The 23316-nt window shown below is 61.7% G+C and carries 23 protein-coding genes; 12 read left to right on the top strand and 11 right to left on the bottom strand.

The genetic code is table 11. From position 1 onward, the window contains the following. Nucleotides 1–122: 122 nt before the first annotated feature. Nucleotides 123–2102 (bottom strand): M13 family metallopeptidase, encoded by a 1980-nt coding sequence (locus ACQUSW_RS06940; protein ID WP_428931562.1) that lies wholly within the window; start codon nt 2100–2102, stop codon nt 123–125. 74 nt (nt 2103–2176) lie between these two features. On the opposite strand from ACQUSW_RS06940, the gene ACQUSW_RS06945 reads away from it, so the two are divergent. Next, a complete protein-coding gene (locus tag ACQUSW_RS06945) occupies nt 2177–3502 on the top strand; it encodes an MATE family efflux transporter (RefSeq protein ID WP_428931563.1) in 1326 nt (441 codons plus the stop codon). Next, the gene (locus ACQUSW_RS06950; protein ID WP_428931564.1) at nt 3489–4415 is read left to right on the top strand and encodes a hypothetical protein; all 927 of its coding nucleotides are present in this window, start codon (nt 3489–3491) and stop codon (nt 4413–4415) included. Before ACQUSW_RS06945 ends, ACQUSW_RS06950 begins: the two co-directional genes overlap by 14 nt. On the opposite strand, the gene ACQUSW_RS06955 is transcribed toward ACQUSW_RS06950, so the two are convergent. Then, entirely contained in the window at nt 4412–5062 is a 651-nt protein-coding gene (locus ACQUSW_RS06955) for a TrmH family RNA methyltransferase (RefSeq protein WP_428931565.1), read from the bottom strand. The genes ACQUSW_RS06950 and ACQUSW_RS06955 overlap by 4 nt on opposite strands. A gap of 79 nt (nt 5063–5141) precedes the next feature. On the opposite strand from ACQUSW_RS06955, the gene ACQUSW_RS06960 reads away from it, so the two are divergent. Next, nucleotides 5142–6473: an Nramp family divalent metal transporter gene (locus ACQUSW_RS06960; RefSeq protein WP_428931566.1), complete on the top strand. Its 1332-nt coding sequence runs from the start codon at nt 5142–5144 to the stop codon at nt 6471–6473. Nucleotides 6474–6510: 37 nt separating this feature from the next. On the opposite strand, the gene ACQUSW_RS06965 is transcribed toward ACQUSW_RS06960, so the two are convergent. Then, nucleotides 6511–7050 carry a hypothetical protein gene (locus ACQUSW_RS06965; protein ID WP_428931567.1) on the bottom strand — a complete coding sequence of 180 codons (540 nt, stop codon included), beginning with the start codon at nt 7048–7050 and terminating at the stop codon, nt 6511–6513. A gap of 60 nt (nt 7051–7110) precedes the next feature. On the opposite strand from ACQUSW_RS06965, the gene ACQUSW_RS06970 reads away from it, so the two are divergent. The 5 genes from ACQUSW_RS06970 (at nt 7111) to ACQUSW_RS06990 (ending at nt 10873) form a co-directional block, all read left to right on the top strand. Further along, a complete protein-coding gene (locus ACQUSW_RS06970) occupies nt 7111–8532 on the top strand; it encodes a glycoside hydrolase family 5 protein (RefSeq protein WP_428931568.1) in 1422 nt (473 codons plus the stop codon). A 361-nt stretch (nt 8533–8893) separates the two neighbouring features. After that, nucleotides 8894–9190, top strand: a complete 297-nt coding sequence (locus tag ACQUSW_RS06975) for a hypothetical protein (RefSeq protein ID WP_428931569.1) — start codon at nt 8894–8896, stop codon at nt 9188–9190. 19 nt (nt 9191–9209) lie between these two features. Further along, complete coding sequence (locus ACQUSW_RS06980) at nt 9210–9842, top strand: metal-dependent transcriptional regulator (RefSeq protein WP_428931570.1); 633 nt, start codon at nt 9210–9212, stop codon at nt 9840–9842. A 79-nt stretch (nt 9843–9921) separates the two neighbouring features. Next, the gene (locus tag ACQUSW_RS06985; RefSeq protein WP_428931571.1) at nt 9922–10734 is read left to right on the top strand and encodes an HAD-IIA family hydrolase; all 813 of its coding nucleotides are present in this window, start codon (nt 9922–9924) and stop codon (nt 10732–10734) included. Beyond that, a complete protein-coding gene (locus ACQUSW_RS06990) occupies nt 10727–10873 on the top strand; it encodes a hypothetical protein (RefSeq protein WP_428931572.1) in 147 nt (48 codons plus the stop codon). The genes ACQUSW_RS06985 and ACQUSW_RS06990 overlap by 8 nt, the downstream gene beginning before the upstream one ends. Before the next feature lie 24 nt (nt 10874–10897). Here the strand turns inward: ACQUSW_RS06990 and ACQUSW_RS06995 are convergent, their stop codons facing one another. From ACQUSW_RS06995 to ACQUSW_RS07015, 5 genes are read right to left on the bottom strand one after another with little or no spacing between them, the layout of a single operon-like run. Then, on the bottom strand, nt 10898–12004 hold the full coding sequence (locus ACQUSW_RS06995; protein WP_428931573.1) for a Gfo/Idh/MocA family protein: 1107 nt from the start codon (nt 12002–12004) through the stop codon (nt 10898–10900). Then, nucleotides 11989–12696, bottom strand: coding sequence for a ThuA domain-containing protein (locus tag ACQUSW_RS07000; RefSeq protein WP_428931574.1), 708 nt, complete (start codon nt 12694–12696; stop codon nt 11989–11991). Before ACQUSW_RS07000 ends, ACQUSW_RS06995 begins: the two co-directional genes overlap by 16 nt. A 50-nt stretch (nt 12697–12746) precedes the next feature. Further along, complete coding sequence (locus ACQUSW_RS07005) at nt 12747–13646, bottom strand: carbohydrate ABC transporter permease (RefSeq protein ID WP_428931575.1); 900 nt, start codon at nt 13644–13646, stop codon at nt 12747–12749. A 2-nt stretch (nt 13647–13648) separates the two neighbouring features. Further along, nucleotides 13649–14569 (bottom strand): carbohydrate ABC transporter permease, encoded by a 921-nt coding sequence (locus ACQUSW_RS07010; RefSeq protein ID WP_428931576.1) that lies wholly within the window; start codon nt 14567–14569, stop codon nt 13649–13651. 2 nt (nt 14570–14571) lie between these two features. Beyond that, complete coding sequence (locus tag ACQUSW_RS07015) at nt 14572–15903, bottom strand: ABC transporter substrate-binding protein (protein WP_428931577.1); 1332 nt, start codon at nt 15901–15903, stop codon at nt 14572–14574. 184 nt (nt 15904–16087) lie between these two features. Between ACQUSW_RS07015 and ACQUSW_RS07020 the strand changes: the two genes are divergently transcribed. From ACQUSW_RS07020 to ACQUSW_RS07035, 4 genes are all read left to right on the top strand, one after another. Next, entirely contained in the window at nt 16088–17116 is a 1029-nt protein-coding gene (locus ACQUSW_RS07020) for a LacI family DNA-binding transcriptional regulator (RefSeq protein WP_428931578.1), read from the top strand. Between the two features lie 135 nt (nt 17117–17251). Further along, nucleotides 17252–18397 carry a Gfo/Idh/MocA family protein gene (locus ACQUSW_RS07025; protein ID WP_428931881.1) on the top strand — a complete coding sequence of 382 codons (1146 nt, stop codon included), beginning with the start codon at nt 17252–17254 and terminating at the stop codon, nt 18395–18397. Nucleotides 18398–18405: 8 nt separating this feature from the next. Next, nucleotides 18406–19413 carry a sugar phosphate isomerase/epimerase family protein gene (locus tag ACQUSW_RS07030; RefSeq protein WP_428931579.1) on the top strand — a complete coding sequence of 336 codons (1008 nt, stop codon included), beginning with the start codon at nt 18406–18408 and terminating at the stop codon, nt 19411–19413. Nucleotides 19414–19449: 36 nt separating this feature from the next. Further along, nucleotides 19450–20472 (top strand): NAD(P)-dependent alcohol dehydrogenase, encoded by a 1023-nt coding sequence (locus ACQUSW_RS07035; protein ID WP_428931580.1) that lies wholly within the window; start codon nt 19450–19452, stop codon nt 20470–20472. Nucleotides 20473–20500: 28 nt separating this feature from the next. Here ACQUSW_RS07035 and ACQUSW_RS07040 read toward each other — a convergent pair whose 3' ends face one another. The 3 genes from ACQUSW_RS07040 to ACQUSW_RS07050 are packed head-to-tail and all read right to left on the bottom strand — an operon-like array spanning nt 20501 to nt 23255. Further along, nucleotides 20501–21457 (bottom strand): ROK family protein, encoded by a 957-nt coding sequence (locus tag ACQUSW_RS07040; protein WP_428931581.1) that lies wholly within the window; start codon nt 21455–21457, stop codon nt 20501–20503. Continuing rightward, nucleotides 21454–22368: a carbohydrate ABC transporter permease gene (locus ACQUSW_RS07045; protein WP_428931582.1), complete on the bottom strand. Its 915-nt coding sequence runs from the start codon at nt 22366–22368 to the stop codon at nt 21454–21456. Before ACQUSW_RS07045 ends, ACQUSW_RS07040 begins: the two co-directional genes overlap by 4 nt. After that, a complete protein-coding gene (locus tag ACQUSW_RS07050; RefSeq protein ID WP_428931583.1) occupies nt 22365–23255 on the bottom strand; it encodes a carbohydrate ABC transporter permease in 891 nt (296 codons plus the stop codon). The genes ACQUSW_RS07045 and ACQUSW_RS07050 overlap by 4 nt, the downstream gene beginning before the upstream one ends. Between the last annotated feature and the right edge of the window lie 61 nt (nt 23256–23316).

A 23316-nucleotide genomic window follows, 5' to 3' on the forward strand; every position in this document is an offset into this window, starting at 1 on the left:
GGGGATTGCGATCATCCTACCCCTCTGCCGCGGCTGGCGAGCAGGGGGTGTGGAGGAATGATCGGGCAGGGTTCGCAGCATCCGAATACCGTCGAATGCCTGTGCGAACCCTGCCCTGATTATCACCAGATAGTCACCCGTTCTTCGGGTGCCATCCACAGTTCGTCATCGGGCGTGGTGTCGAACGCTTCGTGGAAGGCGTCAATGTTGCGCACAATCTGGTTGCAACGGAACTCGTTGGGTGAGTGCGGGTCGATCGTGAGCAGGCGGATGGTTTCTGCGTCGCGTGCTTTCTGCTGCCACACCTGCGCCCACGACAGCAAGAGGCGCTGCACACCCGTATAACCATCGATAACGGGGGCGTCGCGCTGCGTACCGTCGGCGTCTTCGAGCGAAAGAGCATAGGCCTTCAATGCAATGCCCAGGCCGCCCAGGTCGCCAATGTTTTCGCCAATGGTCAGCGCACCGTTCACATGATGTTCTTCGCTGAGACCCTGGGGAACAAGAGCGTTGTACTGGTCAATGAGTGCCGCCGTGCGCTGCTCGAACGATTCGCGGTCGGTTTCGGTCCACCAGTCGTTAAGCTTTCCGGCGCCGTCGTAACGGCTGCCCTGGTCGTCAAAACCGTGTCCGATCTCGTGGCCGATCACCGCACCAATGCCCCCATAATTCGCCGCGGCGTCACGGTTGGGGTCAAAGAACGGGTACTGCAAGATCGCTGCCGGAAAAACAATCTCGTTGAGCAGCGGGTGATAGTAGGCGTTGACCATCTGGGGCGGCATGAGCCACTCTTCGCGGTCAATAGGGCCACCGATCTTGTTGATCTGACGGTCGTGTTCAAAAATGTTGGCCCGGCGCACATTGCCGACGAGGTCGTCGGCCTGAATGTCAATGCTGCTGTAGTCGCGCCAGACATCCGGATGCCCGATCTTAGGCCGGAAGGTCGCCAGTTTTTCGAGTGCTCGCTCACGGGTTTCGGGGGTCATCCACTCGAGGTCAGTGATGCTGCGCCGATACGCCTCGATAAGGTTGGCGACGAGTTCGTCCATGGCTGCTTTAGCCGCCGGCGGAAAGTGGCGTTCCACATAGATCTGCCCCACGGCATCGCCGAGCGCACCCTCAACCAGTGAGACACCGCGTTTCCACCGTTCACGCAGGGTGGGTACCCCGGTGAGTTCGGTGCCGTAGAACGAGAAGTTTTCCAGCACGATGTCATCGGTCAGGTAGGCAGCGAGCCCGTGCACGGTCTGCGCACGCAGCCACGCTTTCCAGTCGTCGAGGCGGTCGTCGGTGAGTAGTGCACCCAGCCCCTCGATAAAGCTCGGCTGCGAGACAACAATTTCGGCGAAGGCATCGGCCTTCCCTGGGGCAGCACCGTCACGCCACGGCGTGAGGTCGACCCCGGCGAGGTCTTGTAGCTCTTGCCAGGTGAGCAAGTTGTAGGTTTTTACGGCGTCGCGGTTGGCAACGTTGTCCCAGTGGTGCGCAGCAATGGCGTGTTCGAGTGCGATAACACGCTCGGTCGTGTCGGCGGCATTGGGGACTGCGGCGAGGCCCAGCAGGCGTTCGAGGTGGCTGCGGAATGCCTCGCGCGTTTTCTCAAAGTTTTCGAGCCGGTAATAGCTCTCGTCGGGCAGCGACAGCCCCGCCTGCGTGACGAATGGCACGTAGCGTTCGGGGTTGCCGGGGTCGGGCGCAACATAGAGGCCGAGCAGAGCGCCAATACCTTCGCGGTCGGTGACCCCCGCCACGGCAAGAAACTCAGGGATCGACGTGATGGCGTCGATGCGCGCAAATGGTTCGCGTAGCGGATCGAGGCCGCGCACCGCGATACCCGCAACATCCATAAAGCTCGTGTAGAGGTCGCCCACACGGCGGGCATCCGTGCCCGCCTGCGCGTTCTGTGCTTCTTCGACGATCACGTGCACATCGTGTTCGGCCTGTTCTGCTAGCTGATGGAATGACCCCCACCGTGCTTTGTCGTCGGGAATTTCTGTTCTCTCCAGCCACGCACCGTTGACGTAGCGATACAGGTCGTCTTGTGGACGAATGGTGGAGTGGAATTCGTCGAGCGCGAGGCCCGAAGCAAGCTCATCGGTCATGCAACCACCCTAAACGCGTCGGCTTGCGGGATCCATGTTCGATGTGCGGACGCTGATGCACTTAGGCTCATCTCGTGGCTTCACCTGCGCTGTTAAACCGTGAGATTCTTCGCTTAGCGGTTCCTGCCCTCGGGGCGCTCATTGCCGAACCCGTTTTTCTCATCATCGATTCGGCACTGGTGGGCCACCTGGGTGCCGTGCCGCTGGCCGGTTTGGGTATTGCGGCGGCCGTGCTGCAAACCATTGTGGGCCTCATGGTTTTTTTGGCGTATTCCACAACGCCCGCGGTGGCTCGCCGATTTGGCGCCGGTGATGCTGCGGGAGCCGTGACGGCGGGCATCAACGGGCTGTGGCTCGCGCTCGGCCTGGGCGCGGTGTTGGCGACAGTGGGAGTTTTGGTGTCGCCGACTGTTGTCACCCTGTTTGGTGCCGGAAACGCCGTCAGCGAGCAGGCACTTATTTATTTGCAGATCTCGATGTGGGGTCTGCCCGCCATGCTTATTGTGTTTGCCGCGACGGGTCTGCTGCGCGGCATACAAGACACCGTCACACCGCTGTGGGTGGCCGGAATCGGGTTCGGGGCCAATGCGGGGCTCAGCTGGCTGTTTATCTATGGCTTCGGTTGGGGTATTGCCGGGTCGGCGATCGGAACGATCGTGGCGCAGTGGGGGATGGTGGCCGCCTATGTGCTTGTTATTCAGCGGCTTGCTCGCCGCCACCAAGCGTCGATTCGGGCCGAACGCGAAAGCCTGAAGGGCACAGCACAGTCGGGCGGGTGGCTGCTGCTGCGCACCGTGAGCTTGCGGGTTGCGCTGCTGACCACCGTGGGCGTTGCCACCGGCATGGGCACGCGCGAACTGGCCGGTTGGCAGATTGCGTTCACAATTTTCTCGGCCGCAGCGTTTGCTCTTGATGCCCTCGCGATTGCCGCGCAGGCGCTCATCGGTAAGGCTCTCGGTGCCGATGACCGCGAGCAGGTGCGTGCCGTGCTGCAGCGTACCCTCGCGTGGGGCGCCTGGTTTGGTGTGGCCGTGGGAGCCGTCATTGCGCTGCTATCGGGAGTGCTGGGCATTGTATTTACCGGCGACGCTAACGTGGCAGCCCTCGTGCAGCCCGCATTCTTAGTGCTGGCGCTGGCGCAGCCGGTGGCCGGGGCCGTATTCGTGCTCGACGGTGTACTGATGGGCGCGAATGATGCCCGCTATTTGGCGATTGCCGGCGGTCTCAACCTGGTGCCATTTTTGCCTGCGCTGTTCATCATCTCTGCCACCGGTGTGAGCGGCATGGCGGGCCTCATCTGGCTTTCTGTGGCGTTCTTTGGCATCTACATGGGCGCACGTCTGGGCACACTCATGTGGCGGATTCGCAACGATCGGTGGATGTATATTGGCGCTCTCTGAATGGCCGGGCGATGACTCCCACGTCACCCGCTGGCTTCAGCAGTACCTGCATCACAGCACGTCGGGCGTGCCCAGCAACAGTGCCGTGTCGGTCACCGGCTGGGAACAACTGCGCACCACCGTCACGCTCAATGACGACACCGAGGTAGCCGAGGTGATCATTGATGCGTCGCAGGTAAATCTGCGCGTGAATGAGAGTAAGAACCGGCCAGGGAACAAGCATCCGGATGCCACAGATACCAGTAATTCACAGCCCGCAGTGGTCACTCGTCGGCCGTCGATGATCCGCTCGCTGCGGCTTCACGCCCGGCCTGTGCGCATAGAAGACATAGCTGTTACCTGCGATGCCGCGGTGCACGACCTGCCGATCGAGTGGATCACCTACGCTGCACCCCAGCATGCCGACGAAGAATGGAGCCGCTACGACATTGCGGGCGATGACTCTGCTGTGCCGCTTGCCACACGCGCCACCCTTGCCGCATCGATAGAGACCGCCGATATCGGGCGACTCATCGCGCGTGTGATGCGCCCTCTGCTGCGCAAAGAACGCATCATGCTGCGCACCCTGTCGGTGACAACACGCGGGGCATTGCCAGGCACGTTTTACGCTCAGATTCGGATGGCGGCGCGCTGGAAACTTCTCGGCGCCAGCCTGACCGCACGCGTACGCGTGCGCGGCAACGACCGAGGCGATGTGCTGCTGGCATCGATCAGTCTGCGCAGCATCAACCCGCTCGTTGTCATCGCCCTTCTCTTTGCCCGCCCCCGCCTGCGCGAACTGCGCGGCACCCGGTTCTCTCTCAACGCCGAGCTACGCAAAGAAGCCGCCACTCCCCTGCTGTTTGTGCGGTCTCTGCGTGTGCGCGGAGGCCAAAAAACGACGCTCCACATAAGCCTCGATGCCAATGCCTAACGCGCGTAGCGCCGGCACCACTCATACATGATGACGGCCGCGGCGGCGCTGGCATTGATCGAGCGCGTCGAGCCGTACTGGGTTATTTCGATGCATCCGGATGCCGCCTGTAAAGCTTCGGGCGACAGCCCTGGTCCTTCCTGACCGAACAGCAGCACGCAACGCTGCGGCAGATCAGCTCTATCCACGGGTACCGAGCCATCGACGTTGTCGACCGCGATGATCGGCAGATCGTGTTCGGCCGCCCACGCAGCAAAAGCTGCGACGTCGGGGTGGTGCATAACGTGCTGGTAGCGGTCGGTGACCATCGCGCCGCGCTTGTTCCATCTCCGCCGACCCACAATGTGCACAGTGTCGGCAAGAAAAGCGTTGGCGCTGCGCACAATCGAACCAATGTTGAGGTCGTGCTGCCAGTTTTCGATCGCCACGTGAAACTCGTGCCGCTGAGTGTCGAGGTCGGCCACGATGGCTTCCATCGTCCAGTACCGGTAGCGGTCGATCACATTGCGGGTGTCGCCGTGCTCCAGCAGCTCGGTGTCGTACTGCTCCCCCGTCGGCCACTGTTCACGCCCGCCCGGCCACGGGCCCACACCGTGCGTGGTGTGTTCGTGGGTGGGTGTGGGTGTGGGAAGCGAGTCATCGTGCACCTCTTCAGCGTAGCGAGGCTGCGCACGCCGCACCGCCAACCTAGTTTTCGGCTCACCTAAATTTTGCTACATTAGCGCCATGTCAGAGTTTTTCGGCGCACCTAAAAAATCCTTGCCCGCGCCGCGCTCTGCACGATTCAGCGGTGTCGCTCTTCTCGGCCCCGCGCTCGTCGCCGGTGTGGCCTATCTCGACCCGGGCAACGTCGCCGCCAATATGTCGGCCGGTGCGCTCTACGGCTATCTCCTCGTGTGGGTTATCGTCGCCGCCAACACCATGGCCTGGCTCGTGCAATACCTCTCGGCCAAGCTCGGTGTTGTTACGGGGCGCAGCCTGCCCGAAATTCTCGGCGAACGCATCGGCCACCGCTGGGCCCGCCGCCTGTACTGGCTGCAGGCAGAACTCGTAGCCATCGCCACCGACCTCGCCGAAATTATCGGCGGCGCCGTCGCCCTCCACCTGCTGTTCGGCCTCCCCCTGCTGCTCGGAGGCGTTATCACCGGCGCCGTCTCGATCGGCATCCTCGCCGTACACAACCGCCGCGGTGCACGCCCCTTCGAACACACCATCGTCGCGCTCATGATCATCATCACGGCCGGTTTCGTCGCAGGTCTCTTCATCGCCCCGCCCGACCCCGCCGGTATCGCAACAGGAATGCTGCCCCGTTTCACCGACTCCGGCTCGGTGCTCTTAGCAGCGTCCATTCTGGGGGCCACCATCATGCCCCACGCGATCTACGCCCACTCGGCGCTCACCCGCGACCGTTTTCACGCGCCCACGGCCATGGAGCGCCAGCATCCGGATGCCACCACCCCAGCCACTACCGCTGCGCCCAGCCCTGTCACCGCACCCGCCCAGCGCATTCGCACGCTTCTGCGCGCTACCCGCTGGGACGTCACGATTGCCATGGTCGTTGCCGGATCGGTCAACCTAGCCATGCTGCTATTAGCTGCCGCGAACCTCGCCGGAGTCGACGGAACCGACACGCTCGATGGCGCGTATCACGCTCTTGCCGACCACCTCGGCCCCATTATTGCCGTGATGTTTGCCGTTGCACTGCTGGCTTCGGGGCTCGCGTCGACCGCGGTCGGAGCCTATGCCGGAGCCGACATTATGCACGGCCTGCTACACATTCGCGTACCCCTCCTCACGCGCCGCCTCATCACCCTCATACCGGCGCTCGCCATACTGGCTGCCGGCATCGACCCCACTCTCGCGCTCATTCTGAGCCAGGTGGCGCTGTCATTCGGTATCCCCTTCGCACTGGTGCCGCTGCTGGTTGTTACCGCTCAGCGGCGCACGCTCGGGGCCTTCACCAACCGGGCCATAACAACAGCCGTCGGAGCCCTATGCGCAGTGCTGCTTATCGCCCTCAACATTGCGCTGATCGTGCTCACCGCACTGGGCGTTTAGCGCTGGGTATTTAGCGCTGGGGGTTTAGCGCTGTTTTCTACCGCGCGGCTGCGCGCTTTTTCGCGCCGACCGCCGCGAGCACACCCACCACGACACCAATCAGCGCGCCCCACACGGCCGAAACAACCACCGTGGCAGCAAACTGACCGCCAAACGTGGCAGCATCCGAATGCATAATGAACGTCATCGGCACCAGCCGCACCACGTTACCGATCACGACCACCAGCGTGCACACGGCCACGGCCCGCCCGAAAGCACGCAACCGAGAGGCATCCGGATGCCGCACAGCAGCCGCTCGCAACCACACCACGGCCGCCACCAGCATGACCACCGCACCCACCACGTCGATCCCCCACACAGCCACGGTCATACGCCCCACGGGCCATAACCGAAGCGGTGGAACAAGATCGGGAAGCCCGGCCGCGGCAGGAAACAGCAACAGTGGCACCCGCGTCACAACAAACTGTGTCACCGCCTGCCAACCCGCCACGAGCGATACGGCCACGAGCGGTAAAAAGATCAGCCACCCGACCCGGTCGAGGATTCGTGGAGAAGAAGAAATGGGCTCCGATGCCATGGCGTGATGCTAGCATCCGGGAGGGAGCCGCCCGGCAAAGAAGCCGCAAGGAGGAAGCACATGCGCGTTGGGGGACGCACAGTCATCGTTGCCATCGTGACCGCTGTCGTAGTCGCAGGAGGCCTCGCCGCCACACTGCGGTCCACACCCGAGGCCACCACCGAATTCTTTCGCGACGCCGACGGACGAAGCCTCGTACAACACGGATTCTCTACCGCCAGCAGTGCAAAAAGCACCCCCGATGGGCTCCCCCTCTTCACCGAAGAAGACCTCACGCAAGAACGCCTCGACATGAACACCAACTTTGTGCGTTTTCTTATCTCGTGGCGCGCCGTCGAACCCCAGCCCGGAGAAATCGACGAAACGTACCTTGACGCCGTCGAAGAACGCGTCGGCTGGTACGCCGACCTCGGTTATCACGTGATGCTCGACATGCATCAAGACCTGTGGGGATGGGGAATCACCCCCGACAAACAGCGCGGCAACGGTGCCCCCGAATGGGCTACATATATGGATGGCCTGCCCGTCGAAGACCAAGAAATGTGGGAACTGGTTTACCTCGAACCGGGAGTCATTCGCGCCTTCGACCATTTTTGGGGCACGACCGGAAAACATCCCGAACTCGTAGACCACTATGCCGGAGCCTGGCAAGCAGTTGCCGAACGATTCGCCGACAACGACACTGTTGTCGCCTACGACCTCATGAACGAGCCCTACGGCGGCACACTGCAGGGAGTCGCCTTTGAATCGGGGCCGCTCACCGACCTGTACCAGCGCACCGCCAATGCCATCCGCGAGGTCGACAGTGACACTTGGCTGTGTCTCGAACCCCAAGCCTTCGGGTTCAACTGGGGTCTACCCAGCTCGATCGGCACGATCGACGATGCCCGAGAAGGCGAAGAACGCGTAGCCTTCTGCCCCCACCTCTACCCCCTGCCGATGGACTTGGGTGACGGCTATGAGGGCTCATCGAAACAGCTCGTGCGCGGCACGATCGACGTCTGGACAAAAAACGTGTTGCGCACCGCCGACATGCTCGGAAAAGGCGACGGCCCCGTTCCGGTTATTCTCGGCGAATTCGGCCTCGACACCACCCGCAACGGTGCCGACGAATACGTCGACCGCGTGTACCGCATGGCCGACACCCACGGTTTCGGTGTCGCCTACTGGTCACGCGACTCCGGTTCGTGGGGTCCGTACGAAACCGACGGCACCGCCCGCAACCTCGTATCGTGGCTCGACCGCCCCTACCCGCGTGCAGCCTGGGGCCTCATCTCGTGGCACACCGACGGAGCAGCCCTCACCCTCGAACTCGACGGCACCACCGGCGGCGGCGACATACCCATCGAAATACACCTTCCCGCACGCCCCAGCACCTATCCCGTCGTCGAAGGAGGCACCGTCATCACCTGGGAACCCACCACCGGCACCCTCGGTATCCAACCCGACGACGGCGCCACCGTCGTCACTGTGCGGCAGTGAGGTAGTACGGGCCTGGCCCTCATCGGCCCCGCCCCTTTTGGCACTCACCCGTCGCCTCTTGGCCCTGGCCTGCCCCCTCCCTTGACCGAAAACAGGAAAATCGCCGAATGGAGGACGATTTCTGGGATTTCTTGCGTCATTCGGCAATTTTCCTGTTTTCGGTCAAGGGGTGCCCGCGGAAGCCCCGTTCTCGGTCAACAAGCACCCTGTTTTCGGCCAAGGGGTACCCGCGGAAGCCCTGTTCTCGGTCTACAAGTCAACGAGCACCACCACAACCCCGTACATGCACGGCACGCAGGCCACTCACCGCGAGGGATGGCGGCTGGGCTCCAGCATCCGGCACCGCGGGTAGGCTTTTTGCATGACCGATGATCATGCCCGCCTTGTGGTGCGCTTGTGCTCGTGGATTTCTTTGGCGACGGGTGTGGCCGGTGGGGTTCTTGTTGCGTTTCCGTCGCTGTTGCCTGCGGGTGGTCCGTGGGTGCAACTGGGGCTGGGTGTTGTGACGCTCGTGCTGTCTTTTCGTGCCCGCTCGGTGGGCATGAAGCATGTTGAGGGTTTTGATGGCCGGATGTCGCTGGGTGCCGCCATTCTCGGTTTTATTGTGGTGTTTTTTGCTGGGCAGGTGGCGTTTGGCATTCTGGCTGCCGCGTCGTAGCGCCGGATAGGGTTGAGGCGTGGCTTCTCCTGCAGCGGATGACTATCTCAAAACGGTGTATTCGCACACCGAGTGGCAAGATGCTCCTATTACGCCGTCGCAGTTGGCGGCGAAGCTGAATATTGCACCGTCGAGTGTGACCGAGATGGTGAAGAAGCTCGCGGCGGCGGGACTTGTTTCGCATGTGCCATACGGGGCTGTGCGGTTGACCGATGAGGGTCGGGCGCGGGCGTTGGCGATGGTGCGCAGGCATCGTCTTATTGAGACGTGGCTGGTGCAAGAGTTTGGCTACTCGTGGGACGAAGTGCACGATGAGGCCGAGGTGCTCGAGCACACTATTAGTGACCGCCTGCTGGAGGGTATTGATGAGCGTTTGGGGCGGCCTCGGTTTGATCCGCACGGTGATGCGATTCCGGATGCTGCGGGCCGGGTCGATCGCGAACCTTTTGTGCTTTTAGCTGACGCGGCCGTCGGCCATTCGGGTGTTGTGTTGCGGGTGGATGACCGCGATGCCGACCTGTTGCGGGCGTTGGAGGGTGCGGGGGTCATGGTCGGGCACACGATTGCTGTGACGGCTGATGGTTGGCTGCTTGATGGCGTGGCGGTGTCGCTGCCCGAGGGTGCGGCGACGGCGGTGTGGTTGCGCGCATAAATTCTCCGCACGGGTCACGCCGATTGCTGCTTCGGCGTTGGTCATGTGCTGTTTACCAGCAGCCTCTAAGCTCGTGGGTATGGGTACGCGCACCGAGATTGAATGCTGGTTGACCGATATGGACGGTGTTCTCGTGCATGAGAACACGGCTATTCCGGGGGCTTCTGAGCTTTTGGCGTCGTGGGAGCGCGAAAGTGTGCCGTATCTGGTGCTCACCAATAATTCGATTTTTACGGCGCGTGATTTGTCGGCCCGGTTGCGTGCCAGTGGTCTTCATGTGCCCGAGGAACGCATTTGGACGTCGGCTTTAGCGACGGCCGAGTTTTTGCGGCAGCAGCCGGGTGGTTCGGCTTTTGTGATCGGTGAGGCCGGAATTTTGACGGCCCTGCACGATGCCGGGTTTATTATGACCGACACGGATCCTGATTTTGTTGTGGTGGGCGAAACCCGCAATTATTCTTTCGACGCTATTACCCGCGCCATCCGGCTGATCAATGGTGGTGCGCGTTTTATTGTGACGAACCCGGATGCTACGGGGCCCAGTGCTGATGGCCCTTTACCGGCAACGGGCGCGATTGCTGCGCTGATCACGAAGGCGACGGGCAAAGAACCGTATGTGGTGGGTAAACCGAATCCGATGATGTTTCGGTCGGCGTTGAACAAGATCGGCGCCCACTCCAAGAAGACAGGCATGATTGGTGACCGCATGGACACCGACATTGTGGCGGGTATGGAAGCGGGCTTGCACACCATTCTTGTGATGACGGGTATTGCTGATCGTGCCGAGATTGAACGGTATCCGTTTCGCCCCGACGAAGTGGTCGACTCTGTTGCCGATCTACTGCCGGATGCAACACCCCAGCCAGACGCACGGGTCACCGCCGATGACTGAACGCGACATCTTTTTTGTCGTGATGATCAGTATTCTCGCGACGCTACTGGTTGTTTATGTCGTCAATTTTGTGCGCTCCCGACGCGGCAGGGGTCGCCGTGGCTGGTGGGAAGGCCCCTGGGACGACGACCCCCGCTAGCGTCTGGACCCCCGCTAGCGTCGGTTAGTGCGCGGCGCCCATGGGTGCGAGCGGAACGATGGCGGGCCGTTCGCACGTGCTGGTGACGGTGATGGCGGTTCCGGTGGAGGCGGAGTCGAGCATGGCCTGCATGACTTCGAGCACATGGAAAGCGAGTGTTCCGGATGCCCGAGCTGCGGCCGGGTCGCCCGTGATTGCGCGGTCGTGCACGCCGACGCCTCGCCCCGCGTCCTGGTAGCCGGCCGAGGGTTCGAGCGTTGTCCATTCGGTGCTGTCGAGGGTGCGTAGCTGCACGTCGCCGTCGAAATGGTTGGGGTCGGGAACGACGAGTGTGCCCTGCGCGCCGTGTACTTCGATATTGGCCGATCGGGTGTCGACCGCGTCGAACGACATGACCAGGGTCGATAGTGCGCCCGAGGCGTGGCGCAGCACACCGGTCACGTGGGTGTCGATATCGACGGGCACGGTCTGCCCGGCGCGGGGACCCGAACCTATTGTGCGTTCGTGACGCATCCGGTTAGAAGCACCGATCACCGACGTGATGGGGCCGAGCAGGTGCACGAGCGCCGACACATAGTAGGGGCCCATGTCAAGCAGGGGGCCACCGCCGGGCTGATAGTAGAAGTCGGGGTTGGGGTGCCAGCGTTCGTGGCCGGGGGTCACCATGGTGGCGGTGGCGGCGATCGGCTGCCCGATACGGCCGTCGTCGATAGTTTGGCGTGCGGTTTGTACGCCTGTTCCGAGCACGGTGTCGGGCGCGCAGCCCAGCCAGAGCCCCGTTTTTTCGGCGAGTGAGAGCATGTGCGCGGCATCCGGAACCGTCGCAGCCAGCGGCTTTTCACCATACGCTTCTTTGCCTGCAGCAAAGATTTTCTCGGCTACGTCGGCGTGCGCGGCAGGAATAGTGAGGTTGATGACCAGTTGAATGTTGGGGTGCGCCAACAGCTCGTCGATCGTCAATGCCTGTGTTCCGGCAGAGCGTGCAGCCACCTCAACGGCCCGCTCATGGATAAGGTCGGCAACCGCAACGAGCGTGACCGTGTCGAGCCGGGCAAACGTTGACAGGTAGGCATCAACGATTTTTCCGCAGCCGATAATACCGACCGCGAGCGGTTTTACCGGCTTGCCCACAGCATGCCCCTTTCAATGATGGTGGCAACATTGCGGTCTTGCAGCACGTCGACCGAGTGGCCGGGCGTGGCAACAAAAATGCGGCCCTTGCCCCACAGTCGCGTCCATACGGCAGGCGACGTTACGGGCCGGTGCCACGGATGATACGGCTGGGTCGGGTGTGTGGTGGTTGCGAGCACATCGATGAGGTCATCGTGCAGCACCCAGTACTGTTCGGTCGTGAGTTCAAAGTCGTCGATCCCCGCCATGATCTCGTGATCACGCCCCAGGTCGGTCAGTTCGACCGTGTGCGGCAGGTAGTTGTCTTCGGGGCCGCCACAGCGCTCATCCGGATGCTTGCCCGGATGGGTAGCGAACTGGCCCCCGATCAGGTGCAGATAGTCGGAGTTATTGCGGTACGAATCGGCGATTCCACCGTGCCATCCGGCCATGCCTGTTCCTGCCTCGATGGCCGCCCGCAAGCCCTCAAACTCTTCTTTCTCAATCGTGTTCATGGTGTTGCACTGCACGATCAAGTCAATACCAGCCATTGTTTCTGCATCGGCATAGACGGCAGGACTATTTTCTATGCGCACGGTGAACCTCTGCTGTTCAAGAAATGGAATGAACAGGTTGGTGGCCTCCACGGGCGCATGGCCCTCCCATCCGCCGCGCACGACGAGGGCGGAACGGGTTGCTGCAGAATCAGTCATGACTGTGTTTCTCTCTTTTCTTGATCGGTGACGGCGCTGTCGGCGGCCTGCTACTTGCTGAACCCTGCGGTAAGCCCGCTCACAAGCTGGCGGCGTCCGAAGACATACAGCACAACGAGCGGCAGAGTGGTGAGCACAACGCAGGCAAGTACGGCAGGAATGTTGACGCTAAATTCTCCTTGGAATGACCACAGGGCCAGCGGCAGCACCCGTAGGTCGGGGCTTTGGGTGAGCACCAGTGGCAGGAGGAAACCATTCCACACGTTGAGGCCGTTGTAAATGGCGACGGTGATAATGGCGGGTTTGGTGAGCGGCAGCGCCAGCCGCCACAGGGTTTGCCATTCGCTGCACCCGTCGAGCCGCATCGACTCGAAGAGCTCTCCGGGCACGTCGCGAATAAAGTTGGCCAGCAACAGAACGCTCAGCGGGATGGCGAAAGCGATCGACGGCAAGATAATGGCGGTCAGGCTGTCGTAGAGCTGCAGACGAATAATCATGAGATAGATGGGAATGATCGTTGCCTGCAGGGGAATAGCAAGACCCATCAAAAACGCAGTATTCGCAATCTTTAAGAAGCGCCCTTTGCCACGAATGATTGCGTAGGCGGCCATGAACGACAGCGCGAGCGTAGGAATAACTGCCCCGAGCGTCACAATCGCGCTGTTAAAGAAGTAGCGAACAAAATCGGCTTCAATAACGGCGACATAGTTTTCGAGCGTCGGGTTGGCGGGCAGCGCTAACGGGTTTTGGCCAAAGTAGTCGGCCTGCCGTTTGAGACTCGTAACAACGATGTAGTAAATCGGGATGATAATGACACCGAGCCAGATCCAGCCCGCAAAACCACCCAGAAGGTTACGACGACCGGATGCTGGCCCTCGGCCGGGGGCACCACCCCGAAGGCGGTGACGCTGGCGTTCATCGGGCACAACCAGAGTGCGTGTGGTGGTCATGTCTATGCTCCGTCCAACTGGCTGGCGGCACGGTCGGTTCCGCCCAGACGCTGGAGGAAAAGAGCAAGGCCGAGACCGAGGAAAACCAGGATGACTGCGATCACGCTGGCGGGGCCCATCTGGTTAGCTTTGAAACCCACCAGGTACATGTCGAGCGGCAGAATACGCGTGGCATTGCCGGGGCCTCCTGCCGTCAACACGAAAATGAGGTCGAAGTAGGTGAGTGAACCGACCGTCATGAGTGTTGACGAGGTGATGATGGTGTATTTCAGTTGCGGCACCGTGATGTGAAAGAACTGTGCGATACGGCCCGCGCCATCCAGTTGCGCTGCCTCGTACATCGACCGTGGAATCTGCCGCACACCGCCCTGATAGATGAGGGTGTGGAACGGCACGAACTGCCAGGCAATAACGAAGATCACCACACCCATCGCGAGGGTCGGGTCACCCAGCCAGTCCTGCGCCAGAAAGGGCAGGCCCAGGCCTGCCGCGAGCCCGAAGTTGGGGTCGAGCAGCGCTTTGTACGCCACAGCGATGGCTGCTGACGAGAGCAGGAGCGGCAAAAAATAGAGCACAGCAAGTAGCGCACGGTATTTTTGTGTACCAGCGGTGAAGGTACCCAGCAGGAGGCTGATGGGCGTTTGCACGAGCCACGAGACCACCAGCACGATGATGGAGAGTTTAAACGCGTGCCACATCCCTGGGTCGGCCAGCACAGAGGCCCAGTTGCTGCTACCGGCCAGGGTGATGGCGCCGATGCCGTCCCAGCGGGTGAAGCTGAGCACGAGCACCCCGACGAGGGGCACGACGGCGAAGGCGATGAAGTAGACGAATGCGGGAACGGCTAACCAGCTCAGCCCTCCCGCCGCCGCGGTGGCGCGGCGGCGGGTTTGCGAGCGGGTGAGCGCTGCAGGAACAGTCATGGCTACTGACCGATGGTCTTGTTCATATTGTCGGCGAACTGTTGCGGCGTAATCGAGCGCGAGAACAGCTGGTCGATGTTGTTGAGCAGGGCTTCTGCTGCTGTGGGGTTCAGGGCCTGATCCCACGACTGCTGAAAGTTGGGCGCGTTACCGGCAAGGTTGTAGACGAAGGTGAGGTAGTCGCCATCGTCGGTGGCAGCCAGGCGGTCTTCTATGCCGTTGACGACTGGCACGCCACCGCCGTCAATCAGGGCGTCAATTTCGTAGTCGGTGAACAGACCGTCTTTCAGGTAGTTCTTGGCGATCTCTTTTTGTTCATCGGTGGCCGCAGACGAGATGGAGAAGAAGTTCGACGGGTTACCGACGACGTTGGCTGGGTCGCCCTTGCCACCGTCAATTACCGGGAACTCGGCCCAGCCGAGTTTGCCGTCTTGCACAAACCCTGCGCCGTCGTTTTTCATGGGCCCATACGTCCAGCCACCGTGCAGCATCATGGCGGCTTTGCCGGTGTAGAGCAGCGCCTGGTCGGCGTTGGAGTCGGCGGTGATCGAGGCGAAGCCCTTCACAAAACCGTCGGCGGCGACCAGTTCTTGCGCCATCTCCAGGGCTTTGAGGGCGTCGGGGTTCGACCAGGCATCGGCTTCACCGGCGAAGATGGCGTCGAACACTTCGGGCCCGCCCACACGGTCAAACAGGTATTCCAGCCACATCATCGAGGTCCAGCGCGATTGTCCGCCCAGGGAAATCGGGGCGATACCGGCGGCATTAAAGGTGTCGACGAGGTCGAGCAGGTCGTCCCAGGTTTCGGGCGGGGTCACGCCTGCTTCATCGAAGATTTCTTTGTTGTAGAAGAGCACGATGGGCTGCACGTCTTGCACGGGCATCGCATAGATGCGGTCGTCGATAGTTGCAGCGCCAAAGGGGCTGTCGAACAGTTTGTCTTTGAGCTCGGGGTTGTCGGCAAAGAAGTCGGTGAGGTCTTCGACCTGTCCTGCCTCTACATACGATTTCAGTGTGCCGCCACCCCACCCGTAGATGAGTGTGGGCGCCTGGCCTGCGCCGATGGCGGTGCGAATTTTGGTCTTGTAGGCGTCGTTTTGAAAGAACGTGACGCTCAGTGTCCCGTCGGGATGGTTTTCGTTGAAGTCGTCGACGGTGCCCTGTCGAATGCCCTCTTTGGGCTGCCCCGACAGCGCCCACATGGTTGCGCTGTCGGCACCGGGGGCCGTGGGCCCCGAGGTTCCACAGCCGACGAGTGTCATCACGACGGCCGGAATGGTGATCGCCGCGGCCAGCGCGGTGCGGCGAATGGTGCGGGTTGTGCTGTGTGCCATCTCAGTTCTCCGTTGAAACAAAGGATGCGGAAAAGAAAGAAGTTCAGATAATTTTCTAGAAAATCTTTCGTGAAGCTGACAGTAGCCAGAGAACAGACCGGTGTCAATAGCCCTTTTCGCCTTCACTCCCCTGTACAGACGTGATAAGAATAAGAGAAAGTTTTCTTTCGAAGGATTCCTGCCCATGCCCTCTCGGCCCAATCTTGCGAGCATTGCCCGCACCGCAGGCGTCTCAGTACCGACCGTGTCAAAGGTGATTCACGGTCGCACGGGGGTTGCCGAATCGACTCGTCGCCGCGTACTCGAAATCATCGATGCCACCGGCTATCAGTCACCCACCGAACGTCGACTGCGCAGCAGCGGGCCGGCACTCGTTGATTTGGTGATCGGCGACCTGCGCGACACCTACGCCACAATGGTGCTGCACGGAATTCTTGAGCACGCTCGCAACAGCAATGTTGATGTGGCAATTTCTAGTGTGCAGTCGGATCTCATGCATCTGCACGATGCCGATGAGTGGGCGCGCCGCATGGTGGAGTCCGGTCGTACGGGGCTCATCGCAGTAACCTCGCACATGACCGTCGAGCAGCATGCCGCTTTTGTTGCCCGCGGCATACCGATGGTTGTTATCGACCCGATCAATACTCCGGATGCCGAGCTGCCCAGCGTGGGCTCGACCAACTGGGCCGGAGGTAAAGCGGCCATCGATCACCTCATTGAACTCGGTCATGAGCGCATAGCGTTTCTTGGCGGTCCGGCGAGCGCCGAGTGCAATCAGGCGCGCATGCATGGTTATCTTGCTTCACTGATGGCGCATGATATTCGGATGCAGCCCGACTATGTGCGGCATGGTGAGCGGTTTCACCGTACAGCCGGGGTTGCCTGTGCTCGCCAGCTGCTCGCTCTCCCTCAGCCGCCGACAGCGATTTTTGCTGCGAGCGACTCACTGGCTCTTGGAGTGCTGGAGGTTGCACGAGAACGCGGTCTTGATGTTCCCCGCGATCTGAGTGTGGTGGGTTTTGATGGCCTCCCCATTGTGGAACAGACACTGCCTCGGTTGACTTCGGTGTCACAACCACTCACCGACATTGGCCGCACGGCGCTGCGTACGCTCCTGGCGCTCGCCAATGGCAGCACAACGGAGGCGCCGCGGGTGGAATTAGCGACGGAGCTGGTGGTTCGCGGGTCGACTGCGCCACCGCACGGGGGATAATTGTGAAGCATCCGGGGTCTGGACATCGCTACGGCAACCCTATATGTTGTCGTACACAACTTTTGCCGCGGTAGCCCCACCCGGCAGACACAGCAGTCAGAGGAGACAGCCATGACCGAACCGCTTCGCGTCGCCATGATCGGACACGGATTCATGGGTGCCGCGCACTCACAGGGATGGCGCGTCGCCCCGCGCTTCTTCGACCTGCCGCTGCAACCCAGCATGCATCTTGTTGTGGGCCGCAATCCCGATACAACCGCTGCCTCAGCAGAAAAATGGGGCTGGAACGAAACCGCCACCGACTGGCGCGAAGCCGTCGAACGCGACGACATCGACATTGTCGACATCGTCACTCCCGGTGACACCCACGCCGAAATCGCAATTGCCGCACTCCGCGCCGGCAAACATGTCATGTGCGAAAAGCCGCTCGCCAACACGGTCGAAGAAGCAGAAGAAATGGCTGCCGCCGCCGAAGAAGCAAGCAAAAAAGGCGTGCGGTCGATGGTCGGCTTCACCTACCGCCGCGTACCCGCCGCTGTCTTTGCCCGCGCACTGGTTGAACAGGGCCGTCTGGGTGAAATTCGTCAGGTGCGGGCAGAGTATTTACAAGACTGGCTCACCGACGCAGAAGCCCCACTCACGTGGCGGCTGCAAAAAGACCGCGCCGGGTCTGGCTCACTGGGCGACATCGGCGCGCACGCCATCGACATGGTCGAGTACGTTACCGGCGCACAGCTCACCAGCGTCTCGGGAGTTCTCGAAACCCTCGTAAAAGAACGCCCACTGCTGGGCGAAGGCGTTGGACTCTCGGGCACAGCGTCGACCGAACGCGGCGATGTCACGGTCGACGACGTCGCACTCTTTCATGGACGCTTCGACAACGGTGCCCTCGGCTCTTTTGAAGCAACCCGTTTCCGCACCGGACGCAAGAATGCTTTCCGCTTCGAAATCTCGGGCTCGCTCGGCGCCATCTCGTTCGACATGGAGCGCATGAACGAAATCGAGTTCTACGACGCGACCGCGCCCGACCTCGAACTCGGGTTCCGCCGCATTCTCGTCACCGAACACGACCACCCATACATCTCGGCCTGGTGGCCAACCGGCCACATGCTCGGCTACGAGCACGGGTTCTCGCACCAGGTTGTCGACTTTATGACCGCTATTGACGAAGGCACCCAGCCGCGCCCCTCGTTCACTGAAGGGCTGCACGTGCAGCGCGTACTCGACGCCATTGAACGCAGCTCGCACGACAACAGCGCCTGGACCACAACAGGAAAGTAGGCACCATCATGACCCGCCCAATCACACTGTTTACCGGCCAGTGGGCCGACCTGCCCTTCGAAGAGGTAGCCAGGCTCGCTGGCGAATGGGGTTACGACGGTCTCGAAATCGCCTGCTGGGGCGACCATATTGACGTCTCGCGGTGGAACGACGAAGCCTATGTGCAGTCGCGCCGCGACATTCTGCAGCGCAACGGGCTCAACGTGTGGGCTATCTCGAACCACCTCGCCGGTCAGGCCGTCTGCGACGACCCTATCGACCAGCGCCACCGCGACATTCTTAACGACCGCGTGTGGGGCGACGGCGACCCCGAGGGTGTTCGCCAGCGGGCGGCAGAAGAACTGAAGATGACCGCCCGCTTTGCCGCGGCGCTAGGCGTAAAAACGGTGACGGGGTTTAGCGGATCGTCGATCTGGAAAGCCGTCGCCATGTTCCCACCCGCAACACAGGAGTTCATCGACGCCGGCTACGACGACTTCGCGGAGCGATTCCACCCCATCCTCGACGTGTTCGAAGAGGTCGGCGTGCGTTTCGCACTCGAGGTGCACCCCTCAGAGATCGCCTACGACTACTGGACAACGCAGCGCACGCTCGAAGCCATCGGGTACCGCGAGTCTTTCGGTATCAACTGGGACCCTTCACACATGGTGTGGCAAGATATCGACCCGGTCGGTTTTCTGTGGGACTTCAAAGACCGCATTTACCACGTGCACTGCAAAGACACCAAGCGTCGCCTCGACAACGGTCGCAACGGACGCCTCTCTTCGCACCTGGCATGGGCCGACCCCCGCCGCGGCTGGGACTTTATCTCGACCGGCCACGGCGACGTGCCCTGGGAGAACGCATTCCGCATGCTCAACGCCATCGGTTACGACGGCCCGCTCTCGGTGGAATGGGAAGACGCCGGAATGGACCGCCTCATGGGTGCACCCGAAGCACTCTCGTTCGTGCGCCGCCTTGCGTCGTACCAGCCCTCGGCCGAAGCCTTCGACGCCGCGTTCTCGTCGTCGCGCTAAACCCACCCGCATTCCGTCAGAAAGAACCCGCTCGTCATGACCACACACCTGCCCTCCACCATGCAGGTGAGCGTGCTGCACAAGGCCCGCGACCTGCGCAACGAAGAGCGGGCAGTTCCCACCCCCGCACCGCGAGAAGTTCTCGTCCGTGTGCGGGCGGTGGGGGTGTGTGGTTCTGACACGCACTATTACACCGACGGCCGCATCGGCGACTTCACCGTCGACCAACCGCTCATACTGGGTCACGAAGCATCCGGAGAAATCGTGGCCGTTGGCGACGGAGTCGACCCCGCACGCATCGGCGAACGCGTGAGCATGGAACCCGGAATCCCCACGGCGTTCTCGCACGAGACCCTCACCGGAAACTACAACCTCGACCCGTCTGTACAGTTCTTTGCCACGCCACCGGTCGATGGCACATTTGCCGAATATGTGACGCATCCGGCAGCATTCACCTACGCCGTTCCCGACACGGTGTCATTGACCGCTGCTGCCATGCTCGAACCCCTCAGCGTGGCAATCGCTGCCACTCAGAGCGCCCACATCGGACTGGGCTCTCATGTGCTCATTGCCGGGGCGGGCCCGATCGGTCTGCTCACCGCCGCAGTGGCTCGCCTGCGCGGTGCCACGCGCGTGCACGTTTTTGATGTGCGAGAAGAACGCCTGTCTACAGCCGAACAGTATGGTGCCCACCGCGCCATGCTCGCGAACGAGGTCAATACCGCCCACGACCGCTACCACGCGTTCATCGATGCGACGGGTGCCACCCCCGCCATTACCACCGGTATTGCATGCTTGGGGCCACGCGGCACGGCCGTGCTGGTGGGTATGGGCGCCGATACGGTGCCGCTGCCGCTCTCACTCATTCAGGGCCGCGAAATTTCTGTCACCGGCACCTTCCGTTATCGCAATACGTGGCCAACCGCCGTTGAACTCGCCTCCGCACAAGCGATTGACCTTGACGGCCTCATCACCTCGCGCTTCCCCCTTGCACAGGCCGAAGAAGCACTGCTGGCCGGCGCACAACCAGGGCAGATTAAAGCGCTCGTCGAGCCATAAGCAGCACGAAGCCTAAGCAGCACGAACCTTAAACAGCGCCCGGCCCCACCACGAGCGCAGCCGCCCCCACCAGTGGTCCGTCATGGCCGAGCGCTGAACGAACCACCCGGGTGCGCTGCGAATACTGGTGCACGGCATGCGTGCGCAGCGCGCGCTGCACGAGGTCAATATAGTCGGTCGAGACGTGCGAAAAGCCGCCGCCAATCGCCACGGTGTCGAGATCAATGAGGGTAGCGGCATCAGCCAGTGCTTCACCGACGGCCTGTGCTGAACGTTCGATGGCGCTGCGCGCCACAGGGTTACCGGATGCCGCATCGCGGCCCAGTTCTTCGCCCGTGACGCCCGCCCATCCCTGACTTTGTGCCCACGCTACCGAGGCGGGGCCCGAAGCAATTTCTTCGAGCGTAATACCGCCACCGCGACGCATCTGCCCCAGATGCCCGGCGTTACCAGTCGCGCCCGCAACGTATCGGCCATCCACCACAAACCCGCCGCCAATGCCGGTCGACACCACGATCGACAGCGATGCCGCGCTGCCGGCCGTTGCGCCCAGCCAGGCTTCAGCGAGCGCCAAACAGCCGCCATCATGACCCAGCTGCACACGAACATCGTGGTGCTGCTCCGCAGCCGCGCTGGTCTGCCGGGTCCGCGCCACGGCTTCTGCCACGGCGTCACCCAACGCAAATCCGTGCAAGCCCGGCATATTCACCGGATGCACCACGCCCGCGTTGCGGTCGACCGGCCCAGCGCTACCCACGCCTGCCCCCACGAGCGCTGCTGGCTGCGGAGCATCCGGGTGCAAGAAGGGGTGTGCGAGGGTGGCGGCGATGGCTTCGCGGAGGGCTGTCGTGATGGTGCTGGCTGTTGTGTGGGGCCCGGTGGTACGCCGGTGCCTGCTGTTATCGATGACGGCGCCGGTTGCAGCTACCAGCGCCGTCTCGAGTTTGGATCCGCCGACATCAACGGCCAGAGCCAGGCGGGTCACGACTTGACCGAACCGCTCATCAGCCCGCCAATGAAGTACTTGCCCAGCAGAATGTAAACAACCAGCGTCGGCAGCGAAGCGATGAGCGCCCCCGCCATCGCAGCGCCGTAGTTGGCTAGCTGTGCCCCCTGCGACAGGTTCACCAGCGCCAGCGAGACGGGCCCGCCCTGCACATTGGTGAGGAACAGCGCAAAGAGGTAGTCATTCCACGCCGAGGTGAACTGCCAGATGATCGTTACGACGAAGCCCGGCAGCGACAGCGGCAAAATGATGCGCCAGTAGCTGCCCAGCATCCCTGAGCCATCGACGCGCGATGCCTCCATGAGCTCGACCGGAACCCCCATGTAGTAGTTACGGAAGATGAGCGTGCAAATGGGCAGCCCGTAAATGATGTGAACGACCAGCAGTGTGCTGATGTTGCTGGGCATGCCGAGTGATGTTTTCATCTGCACGAGGGGCGTCATAATCGCCTGGTAGGGAATGAACATTCCAAACAGAATGAACGTAAACACCAGGTCGGCGTGCGGAAAACGCCAGCGCGACAGCACGAACCCGTTCATGGAGCCGAGCATGGCCGAGATGAGCGATGCTGGAATAGCCAACAAGAATGTGCGCCCGAGCGGTGCTGCAAGCGCCTCCCAGGCGGTTTTCCAGTTATCGAAACCGGTCGGTCCGCCTTCGACTGCTGCCTCCCACGGCCAACGCACCGGCAGTCCCCACGAGGTTGCGGGGTTGACGTCCGATGGAGGCTTCAAGCTGGTGACCACCAGCACATACACGGGCATGAGCACAACGATGACGAACAGGATGAGCAGTGCATATTTGGCCGTGCGCCCCATGCGTTTGCGCTGACGCTGCGGTGTCGGCGCAGTGCGGGCCTGGGGTACGGTCTCGACGATGGTGGCGCTCATCGTGCTTTCCTTTCAGCACGTGCGGTGTGCACGAGGTAGGGAATAACAAAAACGCACACCAGCAGAAGTAGCACGGTCGCGATTGCTGCCGACTTGGCATAGTCGTTCGAAGTCAGCGTGATCCACATATATGTGTGGGGCACCTCGGTCTGAAAAATAGAACCCGTAATCGACATGATCAGGTCGAAGACTTTCAGCGACATATGCGCCACGATCACCAGGGCCGAGAGTGCGACGGGGCTGAGCTGCGGAAAGATCACGTGGCGGTACAGTTGCCACTCGGATGCGCCGTCCATGCGGCCTGCTTCGCGCAGTTCTTCGGGTATTCCGCGAAAGCCCGAAAGGAACAGGGCCATGACGTAGCCGGAAAGCTGCCAGACGGCGGGCATGGCAATTGCTGCCATTCCCCAGATGGGCGTGTTCCACCACGAGTTTTGTAAAAAGCCGAGACCGATGGTTTCTAGCATCCGGTTGAGTCCCGATGCCCTGTCGCCCGTGGCCGAGTTCAGCAACCAGCGCCAGACGACACCGGATGCCACAAAGGACACCGCCATCGGAAACAGATAGATGCTACGAAACACGCCTTCGGCATTGACGCCTTTGTCAAGAATCCAGGCCCACAAGAATCCGAAGAGCATCGTGCCGACCATGAACACCACGGTAAAGACAGCGAGGTTGACCAGCGAGTGCAAGAAGCGGTCTTCGGTGAGCAGGTCGATGAAGTTTTTCAGGCCGACAAAGTTTTCTGCCGGTTTGAGGGAGTGCCGGTCGGTCATGGCGACCTGAATATTGGTGCCGATGAGTCCGTACACAAAAATGCCGAGCAGCACGATGGTCGGCGATATCAGCAGGAGCGGTGGCCCCCAGTTGCGGATGCCCTTGTGCATCGCGAGTCCTTTCGACAGTGCGTGGGGCGCCGGTTATGCACCGACGCCCCACAAGGGGTGC

This window comes from Microbacterium luticellae, assembly GCF_050408645.1.
Classification (GTDB): Bacteria; Actinomycetota; Actinomycetes; order Actinomycetales; family Microbacteriaceae; genus Microbacterium.